Source organism: Rhizobium sp. FG96, assembly GCF_057808655.1.
This window is the reverse complement of record NZ_JBMDIL010000001.1, coordinates 521,924-534,311: the sequence shown is the minus strand read 5'-3', so window position 1 is coordinate 534,311 and position 12,388 is coordinate 521,924. Positions and strand designations below refer to the sequence as shown.

The following is a 12,388-nucleotide window of genomic DNA, read 5'->3' as shown; positions in this document are numbered from 1 at the left end:
ATCAGGACTTCTTGTCGACGGGCGGCGGGGTCACCGGCGCCGGGTCCGGCTGCTTCTTGTCGGCAGACTTGGCGTCGTCGTTCTCGGGCTTCAGGCCGTTGGCGATCTTGTCCTTGATCTTCGGGATCTCGGCTTCCTCGGGCTGCGAGTTCAGCGCCCGGTTCCACTGATAGACGGCCTCGAGCTTGCGGCCGACATGCCAGTAGGCATCGCCGAGGTGATCGTTGATCGTCGCGTCGCCGGCCTTGATTTCGGCGGCCTTTTCGAGCTCGGCAACGGCATCGTCGAAGCGGTTGAGCCGGTAGTAGGCCCAGCCCAGCGAATCGATGATGTAGCCGTCGTCAGGCCGCAGATCGACGGCCTTCTTGATCATCGTCAGGCCTTCGTCGAGGTTCTTGTTCATGTCGATCCAGGAATAGCCCAGATAGTTCAGAACCTGCGGCTGGTCCGGATTGAGCTCCAACGCCTTGCGGAAGTTCGGCTCGGCCTGATCCCACTTCTTCAGCCGCTCATAGGCAATGCCGCGCTGGAAGAATACGGTCCAGTCGGCGCGGCCGGGCAGGGAGCCGATCGCCTCGACGGCCTTGTCGTAGTTCTCGGCCATGGCCGGATAGTCCTTGGCATCGGAAAGGACGCTGCCATAGGCGAGGTAGCTGCGGATATCCTTCGGGTCGGAGGCGATCAGCTGCTGCAGATGCTTGCGGGCCTCTTCCACCTTGCCGCCCTGGGCGAGTGCCAGGCCGAGCTGCAGTTCAGAGATGCGGCGCATCGGCGAATCCGCCGGAACCTTCTGGTAGAATTCGATGGCGCGGTCCATCTGTTCCTGCTTCTCGGCAATGCCGCCGAGCAAGACCAGCGTATCGGCGCTGTCGGGGTCGAGCGCATTGGCGGTCTGCAGGTAGAGCGAGACGATGTCTTCGGCGCCATCCCGGTTCAGCGCGGCGCCGACGGAGAACAGCACGGCGGCCGCACCCTGCGCGGCATTCTCGACCTGCTGCTTCGGCTTCTCGCCGCTTTCGATGCTCTGGCGCAGTGCCTTCAGCGGTGCGTAGTTCGGCAGCAGGTTGTCGCCGACGGAGATCGCGTCCAGCGCCCTCTGCTTGTTGCCCTGCGATGCCTCGAGGCGGGCAAGCGCCATGATCGAGCGCATGAAGGTATCGGGCGCCGTGGCGCCGCCATCCTTGTCGAGCACGGCATCGTTCAGATGCTTGCGGGCAGAGGCGACATTGCCGTTGACGATGGCGATTGCGCCGGCATGGTAGTTCTGGAAGATGCGGAACCAGTCCGGTCCCTTCATCTTCTCGACCATCGCCAGGGCTTCCTTGCCACGTCCGGCGCCGAGACGCGCCCAGGCCGACAGCAGGTCGTTCATCATCCGGTCGAGATCGTTCGGGCCGTCATATTTCAGGATCGCTTCGGCGCCCTTGTAGTCGCCGCGGCCGACGGCATCCATCGAGCGTACGACCGTCGTCACGCGCTCGATGCTCGGGTCGAGCTTCAGCTCGTTGGCGTATTTGACGCCTTCCTTGAAATCGCCGCTGAGCAGCAGCGAGATCATCAGGCGCTGGCGGATCTCAGGATTGCCCGGCTCGATCTGCAGGGCCTTCTTGTAGAGTTCGATCGCCGTCTTGTAGTCGTGGTCGACATCGGCGGTGCGGGCGGCGAGGAAGGCGCCGGAGAAGGTGGAAACCGTATCCGGGTCGAACATCACGGTCTTGCTGGCATCGTCGGGCTTGGCCGCGTCTTCCGCATGCGCGCCGGTCAATGCGCCGAACGAAAGAACGGCTGCAAGGGCTGCGCTCGAAAGAAGACGGATGGCAAATCTCTGCCGCATTAGAAAACCTCTCTTCAATGCAGCCGGCAAGCTCCGGCTGCGAAATCAGTTGCAATGACTGATTCACAACAGGATGGCTTTTTTGAAGCGGCCCTGCAACAAAATCAGCCCGCGATCAAAGACCTTTGATTAGTTCACGCGCTCGATGCAGAAGTCGATGACTTCCATCATGGCCGATTTCCAGGACGTATCGGGAAGCGGCGCCAGAGCGTCGCGCGCGATCGTGCCATAGTGGACCGCCCGGGCGATCGTATCGTTCAGCGTGCCGTATTTGGTGATCAGGCCGAGGGCCTTTTCAAGGTTCGCATCGCTGCTGTTGCCGCCCTCAATCGCATCGCGCCAGAAGGCACGCTCTTCCTGCGTGCCGCGGCGGTAGGCGAGGATGACGGGAAGCGTGATCTTGCCTTCGCGGAAATCGTCGCCGACATTCTTGCCGAGATCGGCAGCCTTGCCGCCGTAATCCAGCGCATCGTCGACCAGCTGGAAGGCGAGGCCGAGATTCATGCCGTAGGACTTCATCGCGTTGCGGCCGGACTTGCCGGCATCGGCAACGATCGGGCCGACTTCGGCGGCTGCCGCAAACAGCGCCGCCGTCTTGGCGCGGATGACCGAGAGATAGTCGTCCTCGGTCGTTTCCATGTTCTTGGCGACCGAAAGCTGCAGTACCTCGCCCTCGGCGATGACGCAGGCAGCCGAAGAGAGAACGTCGAGCGCATCGAGCGAGCCGACATCGACCATCATGCGGAAGGCCTGGCCGAGCAGGAAGTCGCCGACGAGGACGCTGGCCTGGTTGCCCCAGATGGTGCGGGCCGTGGACTTGCCGCGGCGCAGGTCGCTTTCGTCGACCACGTCGTCATGCAGAAGCGTCGCCGTATGCATGAATTCGACCGAGGTCGCGAGCTTGATGTGGTTCTCGCCCTTGTAGCCGAACAGACAGGACGAGGCGAGCGTCAGCATCGGGCGCAGGCGCTTGCCGCCGGAAGAGATCAGGTGGTTGGCCACCTCCGGGATCATCTGCACGTCGGAACCGGCCTTCGAAAGGATAAGCTGGTTGACCCGCTCCATGTCCGCCTTTGTCAAATCGACCAGCGGCTTGACGGATGCCAGTTTGTTTTTGCTTTCTTCAAGCGGTATGACCACGCCCAACGACCCGGACTCCTGTTCACTCTTTGAATTTGACAATAGAAAGGGGCGGCAGAAGCGGCAAGGGGTGAATTGTCGCGTAGCGCAAATTTGAAACGGAATTGACCGCAAATGCATGAACTTATCCGTGCCAACGATCCCGTCCTGCTCTCGTTTGCGCAGAGCCTGTTAAAGGATGCCGGAATTCACTGCTTCGTAGCCGATCAGGGCATGAGCATTCTGGAGGGTTCGCTCGGCATGCTGCCGCGCCGCCTGCTTGTCGATGACGAGCGCGCCGTTCAGGCCCGCCGCATCCTCACCGATGCCGGTCTGGCAGACGAGCTGCGCGCGGAAAAGTGAACCTATGACGAGCCCGGTTTCCGAAACGATCGATGCCTTCCACCGCGGCGGCTTCCACATCGTCCAGCCGAAGGGCAGGGGGCACCGGTCGGGTATGGATGCCATGCTGCTCGCCGCTCTGGTCGCCGATGACAGGCCGGTCAGGGTTGCCGATCTCGGCGCCGGTGCCGGTGCGGCAGGGCTCGGCGTCGCCTCGCGGCTTCCGAAGGCTGAAGCCGTTCTCTTCGAGCGCTCGGCGGAGATGGCGGATTATGCCCGCCGCAGCATCGCTCTGTCCGAAAACGCCCATATGGCCGGGCGCGTCTCGGTAATCGAGGCCGATGTGACGCTGACTGCCAAGGCGCGCAACGATGCTGGGCTTCCCGACGAGGTCTTCCACCACGTCATCATGAACCCGCCATTTAACGCTTCAGGCGACCGCAAGACGCCGGATGCCCTGAAGGCCGAGGCGCATGCGATGACCGAAGGATTGTTCGAAAGCTGGATCCGCACCGCCGGCGCCATCATGATCCCTGGCGGCCAGCTGTCGCTGATCGCCCGCCCGGAATCGATCGCCGAGATCATCGCCGCCTGCGGCCGCCGCTTCGGCGGCATCGAAATCACCGCCATCCATCCCCGCCAGGGCGAAAACGCCGTGCGCATCCTGCTGACGGCGATCAAGGGCTCGCGGGCACGGCTGTCGCTGCGCGCGCCGCTGATCATGCACGAAGAGGGGAGCCACAAGTTCTCCCCCCTCGTCGATGATTTCAACAACGGCCGCGCGGCCTATGAGCGGCTTTAGCCGATCACGAAGTCGAAGAGCAGCTTGATGTTCAGTCCGGCGATGACGATGGCGATCAGATAGGCGATCGCCGAGAGCCAGCGGGGAGCGACGAGTTCGCCCATCTTCGCCTTGCTGGCGGTGAACATCACCAGCGGGAAGACGGCGAAGGAGAGCTGCAGGCTGAGCACGACCTGCGTCAGGATCAGCAGTTCCGCCGTCCCCGCATCGCCGTACCAGATGGTGACGAAGGCGGCCGGGATGATGGCGATCGCCCGGGTGATCAGGCGGCGCACCCATGGCTGGACCTTCATCTTGATGAAGCCTTCCATGACGATCTGGCCGGCAAGCGTTGCCGTCACCGTTGAATTCAGGCCACAGCAGAGCAGAGCGATGCCGAACAGCGTCGGCGCGATGGCGAGGCCAAGCAGCGGCGCCAGCAGCGAGTGCGCTTCGCCGAGCTCGACGATATTGGTCTGGCCATTGGCGTTGAAGGCGGCTGCCGCCAGGATCAGGATCGAGGCGTTGATCAGCAGCGCGAAACACAGCGCCACCGTCGAGTCGATCGTCGCAAAGGTCAGCGCCTCGCGCTTTTCGGGCAGCGTGTGGCCGAAGTCGCGTGTCTGCACGATGCCGGAATGCAGGTAGAGATTATGCGGCATGACGGTGGCGCCGAGAATGCCGAGCGCCAGGTAGAGCATTTCCGGATTGGTGACGATCTCCGTCGTCGGGAAGAAGCCCTTGAGAACCGCGCCCCATTGGGGATCGGCAAGCAGGATCTGCACGCCGAAGCAGAGCGCGATGACGCCGAGCAGGGTGATGATGAAGGCCTCGACCCAGCGGAAGCCCATCTTCTGCAAATAGAGGATGAGGAAGACGTCGAGTGCGGTGATCAGCACGCCAAGCTCCAGCGGCACGCCGAAGATCAGGTTGAGGCCAATCGCCGTGCCGATAACCTCGGCAATGTCGGTGGCGATGATGGCGATTTCAGCAAAGGCCCAGAGCGGAACGGAAACCCACTTCGGAAAGGCATCGCGACAGGCCTGCGCCAGATCGCGGCCTGAACCGATTGCCAGACGGGCGCAGAGAGACTGCAGCACGATCGCCATCAGGTTTGAAAGCAGCGCCACCGTCAGCAGCGCATAGCCGAACTTCGAACCACCGGCGAGCGACGTCGCCCAGTTGCCCGGATCCATGTAGCCGACAGCGACCATGTAGCCCGGACCTGCAAAGGCGGCGATCCTGCGGAGTTTCGATCCGTCGCGTCTCGTATTGACGCTGCGATAGACGTCGGAGAGCGAGGCTTCCTGGCGTTCATACCGCCAGCCGCCTTTTCTCTGCGGATTCAAAACATCCATGTCATTTCCACCTGTTGCTTATATTGGCACTATGACCGATTAGAATGATAATGCAAGTCATTCGCAACAAGAAAATGGAGTGTGCATTTTTCCGGTCGTTCCGAAGCGGTTTTCGGCGCTCTCCCATTGTGTTTGCCGTTGCGCTGCATACATGGATTGCGACGCCGAAATGCGAAGAAGGATTTGAAATGGCCGGATTTTTGAGAAAGCTGATGCCGAAGCGCTTCCGCAAGGAAGGGGTGGTGATCCCCGTCGTCAGGCTGCAGGGCGCCATCATGAGCGGCGGCAACCAGTTCCGCCCGGCGCTGAATCTGGCCTCGGTCGCCCCGATGCTGGAAAAGGCTTTCTCCGCCAAGGATGCGCCGGCTGTGGCGATCTCGATCAATTCGCCGGGCGGCTCGCCGGTCCAGTCGCGCCTGATCTTCACCCGCATCCGCGAGCTGGCCCGCGAAAAGCAGAAGAAGGTGCTCGTCTTCGTCGAGGATGTCGCGGCCTCCGGCGGCTACATGATCGCGCTCGCCGGTGACGAGATCATCGCCGATCCGACCTCGATCGTCGGCTCGATCGGCGTCGTCTCCGGCGGCTTCGGCTTTCCGGAACTTCTGAAGAAGATCGGCGTCGAGCGCCGCGTCTATACCGCCGGCGAAAACAAGGTGATCCTCGATCCCTTCCAGCCGGAAAAGGAAAAGGACATCGAGTATCTGAAGACCCTGCAGCTCGAGATCCACCAGGTCTTCATATCGATGGTGCGCGAGCGCCGCGCCGGCAAATTGAAGGATGACGCGACCGTCTTCTCCGGCCTGTTCTGGACCGGTACCCGCGGCCTCGAACTCGGCCTCATCGACGGCCTCGGCGACATGCGCCAGGAATTGAAGAAGCGCTACGGCCACAAGACGAAGCTGGAGCTCGTCACCGCCGCCCGCGGCCTCTTCGGCCGCCGCGTTCCCGGCATCTCCACCATGTCGCTCGAAGGTGCGGCATCAGGTCTTGCGGCGGGACTTGTCGAAACAGCCGAAGAAAAGGCATTGTGGAGCCGCTACGGGCTATAAGAAGAGATAGGCGAGGGGGCCATGGCGCAGCTTGTTACGATTGCAATCCTGATATGCGCCGGCTGGTGGCTCTACCGCCGCTTCATCTCCGACGCCCAGCGCCTCCAGGAAAAATCCCGCCGCACCGAAAGGGAGCGCCAGACCGGCGCCGTCGGCACGCTGGTGAAGGATCCGGTGACCGGCGAGTACCGGGTGAAGCGGGAGGATGAGTAGGCGCCTTAGCGCCGCTCTTTCACGCGTGCTTCCCAGTCCGAACCGGCATAGCCGATCGCCAATATAAGAAGGGACTTGTCGCCTTCGTCGATCGTGAAGCAGATGACCGCCTTTTCGGCGGCCGGAATGATGCGAAGCCCCTGACAGACCTCGTCCCGAGGGGCTGCCTTGTATGGGAAGTCGACCAGGCTTTTCGTCACCCGTTCGATCTCGGAAAACTTCCGGTTGGCGATAGCCGTCCCGGCATAGTCTTCGATCAGCGTGAAAATATTGAAGAGATCGTCGGTCGCGCCTGGGTGATAACGCAGGCGGTAGCGTTCGCTCATCGCGCGGGCCTGGAGTTCAGCCGTTTGCGGACGCGCTCGAAGAGGTCGTCGTCTTCCATGTTGATGAACTGATCCCGCGGCAATTCCATCCGCCGCCGGATCTCATTCGCCATCCCCGCAACCGGATCGTCCTCGCCGCTCTCTTCAAGCCGCAGCCGCGCCAGCCCTTCGCCGATCACGTCGGAGACGCTCGGAAAGCGCCCGGCTTCCACCAGTTCCTCGGCAAAGCGGAGGTCCTCATCCGACAGCGTCACTGTGGTCTTGACGTTCATGGCCTGTATCCGTTCGAAACCATTGCGATCATACGTTATCTATTGACCCTTGTCCCCCGCCGTGGCACCTGTCCCGGCAAAATAAGCAACGGTGAATTCCCATGTCTGCATCGATCCCCGACCATATGAATCCGAAGCGCTCCTTCCAGGCGCTGATCCTCACCCTGCATAATTACTGGGCGGACAAGGGTTGTGCGGTTCTGCAGCCCTACGACATGGAAGTCGGCGCCGGTACCTTCCACCCGGCAACCACGCTGCGCGCCCTTGGCCCGAAGCCGTGGAAGGCCGCCTATGTGCAGCCGTCGCGCCGCCCGTCGGACGGCCGCTACGGCGAAAACCCGAACCGCCTGCAGCACTATTACCAGTATCAGGTCATCCTGAAGCCGAACCCGCCGAACCTGCAGGAACTCTATCTCGGCTCGCTCGCCGCCATCGGTCTCGATCCGCTGCTGCATGACATCCGCTTCGTCGAGGACGACTGGGAAAGCCCGACGCTCGGCGCCTGGGGTCTCGGCTGGGAGTGCTGGTGCGACGGCATGGAAGTCTCGCAGTTCACCTATTTCCAGCAGGTCTGCGGCATCGAATGCGCGCCGGTCGCGGGCGAGCTCACCTATGGCCTAGAGCGCCTCGCCATGTATGTCCAGGGCGTCGACAACGTATATGACCTGAACTTCAACGGCCGCGAAGGCGACGAGAAGATCAGCTATGGCGAAGTCTTCCTGCAGGCAGAGCAGGAATATTCCCGTCACAACTTCGAATTCGCCAATACCGAGATGCTGCACCGTCACTTCATCGATGCCGAGAAGGAATGCCAGGCGCTGCTCGCCGCCGGCGCCCCCGGCGATGCCGACAACCAGCGCCTCCACAAATGCGTCTTCCCGGCCTACGACCAGTGCATCAAGGCGTCCCACGTCTTCAACCTGCTCGACGCCCGCGGCGTCATCTCGGTCACCGAACGCCAGGGCTACATCCTGCGCGTCCGCACGCTCGCAAAAGCCTGCGGTGAAGCGTTCCTGCTGACGGATGCGGGCGGGGTCAACCTCGCGAAAGACGCCGCATAGATCACCGCTTTAGGGAGCTCACGATCGCGTGAGTTCCCGGATGACAATTCTTCGCAACATGCATAGTCTCGCCGCAACTCTATTTCCGTTGCGGGGGATTCGCGATGTATATCATTCTCGGCTTGATCGTCCTGGTCGCCCTCTACGCCATCTTCATCTACAACGGCCTCGTCCGTGCCCGGCAGATGGCGGAGGAGGCCTGGTCGGGTATCGATGTGCAGCTGAAGCGGCGTGCGGATCTGATCCCGAACCTGATCGAGACGGTGAAGGGCTACGCCACCCACGAGAAAACCACTCTGGAAGAGGTCGTGGCATTGCGCAATAAGGCGCAGGCGGTTCCCTCGGGCGACGTTGCCGGCAGGGCGCAGGCGGAAGGTCTGCTCGGGGCTGCACTCGGGCGTGTCATCGCGCTTGCCGAAGCCTATCCGGATCTGAAGGCGAACGCGAATTTTGCCGAGCTGCAGAGCTCGCTCGAAACCATGGAAAGCGAAATCCAGATGGCCCGCCGCTATTATAACGGTGCTGCCCGCGATCTGAACGTCAAGGTCGAGAGCTTCCCGTCCAATCTGGTCGCCGGTCAGTTCGGTTTCCAGAAGAAGGACTATTTCGAGATCACCAACGAGGCGGATCGCGCCGTCCCGCAGGTCAAATTCTGACGTTTGTCTTTGCGCAAAAGCTGCTATGAGCAGGGCCGGTCACGGCTGCAGCGCAATGGATGGAATACAGCGTAATGGGTACAGACAAGAAACTCACCATCATCCCGGTCAAGGCTCCGCTCGAAGGGCGCGCGGTGGCGCCGGGTTCGAAGTCGATCACCAACCGGGCGCTGCTGCTGGCCGGTCTCGCCAAGGGCACCAGCCGCCTGACCGGCGCGCTGAAGAGCGACGACACGCGCTATATGGCCGACGCCCTGCGCGCTATGGGCGTCAAGATCGAAGAGCCCGATGACACGAGCTTCGTGGTGACGGGCAGCGGCAAGCTTCTGCCGCCGAAGGAGCCGCTGTTCCTCGGCAATGCCGGCACTGCAACGCGCTTCCTGACGGCCGCTGCCGCGCTCGTCGATGGCACCGTGATCGTCGATGGCGACCAGCATATGCGCAAGCGCCCGATCGGCCCGCTCGTCGATGCGCTGCGCACGCTCGGCATCGATGCCAGCACCGAGACCGGCTGCCCGCCGGTCAAGATCAACGGCACCGGCACTTTCGACGCCACCCGCATCGAGATCGATGGCGGCCTTTCCAGCCAGTATGTCTCGGCTCTTCTGATGATGGCCGCCGGTGGCAGCAAGCCCGTCACCATCGAACTGCTCGGCGAGGATATCGGCGCGCTCGGCTATATCGACCTGACGACGGCGGCGATGCGCGCGTTCGGCGCCAAGGTCGAGAAGACCAGCCCGGTCACCTGGCAGGTCGAACCAACGGGCTACACCGCCTTCGATTTCGTCATCGAGCCTGATGCCTCCGCCGCCACCTATTTCTGGGCGGCCGAAGTGCTGACCGGCGGAAAGATCGACCTCGGCGTGCCCAACGCCGCCTTCACCCAGCCGGATGCCAAGGCCTACGACGTCATCGCCAAGTTCCCGAACCTGCCTGCCGAAATCGATGGCTCGCAGATGCAGGATGCGGTGCCGACGCTCGCCGTCCTTGCAGCCTTCAACAATACGCCCGTCCGCTTCGTCGGCATCGCCAATCTGCGGGTCAAGGAATGCGACCGCATCCGCGCGCTGTCGACCGGCCTGACGCAGATCCGCGCCGATCTCGCCCGCGAGGAAGGCGACGACCTGATCGTCAATGCCGATCCTGATCTCGCCGGCCAGCATCTGCCGGCGTCGATTGATACTTTCGCCGATCACCGCATCGCCATGAGCTTTGCGCTGGCGGGCCTGAAGATCGACGGCATCACCATTCTGGATCCGGATTGCGTCGGCAAGACGGTTCCCGCCTATTGGCGCATGCTCGCAGCACTCGGCGTCACCTACGCCAACGAAAGTTGAGATAGCAAAGCGGCAGCTGCCGCGATCGGGGAGGGGTGGAATGATCCTGCGGTCTTTCGGTGTGTGCCTGGCGCTCTTCATGGCGCTGACGGTGCGCACGGCACTTGGCGCCGAGATCATCTCCTCCTTCAATTCCGATATCCGGCTGGAAAAGACCGGGGCGATGACGGTGGCCGAGACCATCACCGTCAATGCCGAGGGCAACCGCATCCGCCGCGGCATCTTTCGCGATTTCCCGCTGACCTTCATCGATGAGAACGGCCGTCTCCGCAGCGTCGATTTCGACGTCGTGTCGGTGACCCGCGACGGGAATGACGAACCCTGGAAGACGGAATCGATCTCCGGCGGCATCCGCATCTATGCCGGTTCGGAAGACGTAATGCTCTCGCCCGGCCGCCATCAATATGTCTTCACCTACCGCACCAACCGGCAGATACGCTATTTCCCCGATCACGACGAACTCTATTGGAACGTCACCGGCAACGGCTGGATCTTCCCGATCATGGCGGCGACGGCGACCGTCAATCTGCCCGATGGTGTGGCCGCCACCGATACCAATTTCTTCACCGGCCCGCTTGGCGCGACGGACAGGAACGCCCGCGTCTCCGGCAGCAACACCCGCCCGGTCTTTTCCACGACACAGCCTCTGAACGCTGAAGAGGGACTGACGATCGCCGTCAAGTTTCCCAAGGGCGCCATCGATCCGCCGAGCTCATCCGATCAGAACATGTGGTGGCTGAAGGATAACCGCGATTATTTCATCGGCTTCGGCGGTCTGCTGCTGGTCTTCCTCTACTACACCCGCTCCTGGCTGAAGGTCGGGCGCGATCCGGCCCGTGGCGTCGTCGTGCCGCGCTGGGATGCGCCTGACGGCATCTCGCCGGCGCTCGTCAATTACATCGATAACAAGGGCTTCTCCGGCCAGGGCTGGACGGCGCTGTCGGCGAGCGCGCTGAACCTTGCCGTGCGCGGCTTCGTCGTGCTTGAGGATCTCAAGCAGTCGATCGTCATCCGCCGCACCGACAAACCCAATGTCGGCCAGAAGTTCGAGGCGGGCGAGGCGAGCCTGCTGAACGCCGTCGGCAGCCGCGGATCGCTGACCATCGACAAGGCCAATGGCGAGCGGGTCAAATCCGTCGGCCAGAATTTCCGCTCGGCGATCGAGCGCGAGCATCGCGGCAAATATTACAACGCCAATACCGGCTATGTGATCGGTGGCGTCGTGCTCAGCGTCGCGGTGCTGATCATCCTCTTCGTCTTCGGCTCGCTGCAGCCCGATACGATCGCGCTGATGATCGTCCCGATCGCCGTCGTCGCCTTCCTTTCGCTTTTCGTCGCCGGTTTTGCCAAGTCGTTCAGGCGCGGCCATTCGCTCGGCGCCAAGATCATGTCGGTCGTGGCGATCGGCATTGCCGGCTTCATCGGCTTCTCCATCGTTTCGTCGCTTGCGCTCGCCCTGTTTTCGTCGCTGATGGAGTTTCATGAAACGCCGATGCTCTTTGCCGTCGGCGGCATCGTCTTCCTCAACATGCTCTACGTTTTCATCATGGGCGCGCCGACGATGCTCGGCGCCAAGATGATGGATGGCATCGATGGCCTCAGGCAGTATCTGACGCTCGCCGAGAAGGACCGCATGAACATGGCGGGCGCGCCGGAGATGTCGCCGCAGCATTTCGAAAAGCTCTTGCCCTATGCCGTGGCGCTCGGCGTCGAAAAGCCCTGGAGCCAGACCTTCGAAACCTGGCTGGCGGCCGCCGCAGCCGGCGCGGTCGCCTATAGCCCGGCCTGGTATTCCGGCAATTTCAACAGCGGCAGCTTCTCCGATCGCATCGGCGGCTTCTCCTCCTCGATGGCCTCCACCATCGCCTCGACGATACCAAGCCCACCGCCATCGAGCTCGTCCTCCGGCTTCTCCGGCGGCGGCGGCTCCTCGGGCGGCGGCGGAGGTGGTGGCGGTGGCGGGGGGTGGTAATGCGCGTCCTACCGGGCAGCCCCCTCATCCGGCCCTAACGGGCCACCTTCTCCCCCAGGGGAGAAGGG

13 protein-coding genes are annotated in these 12,388 nt (G+C 62.5%); 8 read left to right on the top strand and 5 right to left on the bottom strand.

The window, feature by feature from the left end:
* Position 1: 1 nt before the first annotated feature.
* Both ACODR6_RS02740 and ACODR6_RS02735 read right to left on the bottom strand, forming a co-directional pair.
* A complete protein-coding gene (locus tag ACODR6_RS02740) occupies positions 2–1,834 on the bottom strand; it encodes a tetratricopeptide repeat protein (RefSeq protein WP_489020574.1) in 1,833 nt (610 codons plus the stop codon).
* 129 nt (positions 1,835–1,963) lie between these two features.
* A complete protein-coding gene (locus tag ACODR6_RS02735) occupies positions 1,964–2,980 on the bottom strand; it encodes a polyprenyl synthetase family protein (protein ID WP_199626515.1) in 1,017 nt (338 codons plus the stop codon).
* Between the two features lie 108 nt (positions 2,981–3,088).
* Here ACODR6_RS02735 and ACODR6_RS02730 point away from each other — a divergent pair, with 108 nt between their 5' ends.
* Positions 3,089–3,316, top strand: a complete 228-nt coding sequence (locus ACODR6_RS02730; RefSeq protein WP_112719104.1) for a putative signal transducing protein — start codon at positions 3,089–3,091, stop codon at positions 3,314–3,316.
* A gap of 4 nt (positions 3,317–3,320) precedes the next feature.
* Positions 3,321–4,097: a tRNA1(Val) (adenine(37)-N6)-methyltransferase gene (locus ACODR6_RS02725; protein ID WP_203429290.1), complete on the top strand. Its 777-nt coding sequence runs from the start codon at positions 3,321–3,323 to the stop codon at positions 4,095–4,097.
* Here ACODR6_RS02725 and ACODR6_RS02720 read toward each other — a convergent pair.
* Positions 4,094–5,434 (bottom strand): Nramp family divalent metal transporter, encoded by a 1,341-nt coding sequence (locus ACODR6_RS02720; RefSeq protein WP_112719102.1) that lies wholly within the window; start codon positions 5,432–5,434, stop codon positions 4,094–4,096. The two genes, ACODR6_RS02725 and ACODR6_RS02720, sit on opposite strands and share 4 nt — an antisense overlap.
* Before the next feature lie 188 nt (positions 5,435–5,622).
* On the opposite strand from ACODR6_RS02720, the gene ACODR6_RS02715 reads away from it, so the two are divergent.
* Together ACODR6_RS02715 and ACODR6_RS02710 are read left to right on the top strand one after the other, a co-directional pair.
* The gene (locus ACODR6_RS02715) at positions 5,623–6,483 is read left to right on the top strand and encodes a S49 family peptidase (protein ID WP_199626518.1); all 861 of its coding nucleotides are present in this window, start codon (positions 5,623–5,625) and stop codon (positions 6,481–6,483) included.
* A 21-nt stretch (positions 6,484–6,504) separates the two neighbouring features.
* Positions 6,505–6,696, top strand: a complete 192-nt coding sequence (locus ACODR6_RS02710; RefSeq protein WP_112719101.1) for an NfeD family protein — start codon at positions 6,505–6,507, stop codon at positions 6,694–6,696.
* Between the two features lie 5 nt (positions 6,697–6,701).
* On the opposite strand, the gene ACODR6_RS02705 is transcribed toward ACODR6_RS02710, so the two are convergent.
* Positions 6,702–7,022, bottom strand: coding sequence for a type II toxin-antitoxin system RelE/ParE family toxin (locus ACODR6_RS02705; protein ID WP_489020571.1), 321 nt, complete (start codon positions 7,020–7,022; stop codon positions 6,702–6,704).
* A complete protein-coding gene (locus ACODR6_RS02700; RefSeq protein WP_489020569.1) occupies positions 7,019–7,294 on the bottom strand; it encodes a ribbon-helix-helix domain-containing protein in 276 nt (91 codons plus the stop codon). The genes ACODR6_RS02705 and ACODR6_RS02700 overlap by 4 nt, the downstream gene beginning before the upstream one ends.
* 101 nt (positions 7,295–7,395) lie before the next feature.
* On the opposite strand from ACODR6_RS02700, the gene ACODR6_RS02695 reads away from it, so the two are divergent.
* From ACODR6_RS02695 to ACODR6_RS02680, 4 genes are all read left to right on the top strand, one after another.
* Positions 7,396–8,355, top strand: a complete 960-nt coding sequence (locus ACODR6_RS02695; RefSeq protein WP_112719098.1) for a glycine--tRNA ligase subunit alpha — start codon at positions 7,396–7,398, stop codon at positions 8,353–8,355.
* A gap of 104 nt (positions 8,356–8,459) precedes the next feature.
* On the top strand, positions 8,460–9,011 hold the full coding sequence (locus ACODR6_RS02690) for a LemA family protein (protein WP_489020567.1): 552 nt from the start codon (positions 8,460–8,462) through the stop codon (positions 9,009–9,011).
* Between the two features lie 74 nt (positions 9,012–9,085).
* Positions 9,086–10,348: a 3-phosphoshikimate 1-carboxyvinyltransferase gene (locus ACODR6_RS02685; protein WP_489020565.1), complete on the top strand. Its 1,263-nt coding sequence runs from the start codon at positions 9,086–9,088 to the stop codon at positions 10,346–10,348.
* Positions 10,349–10,388: 40 nt separating this feature from the next.
* Entirely contained in the window at positions 10,389–12,320 is a 1,932-nt protein-coding gene (locus tag ACODR6_RS02680) for a DUF2207 domain-containing protein (RefSeq protein WP_489020563.1), read from the top strand.
* The last annotated feature ends 68 nt before the right edge of the window (positions 12,321–12,388 follow it).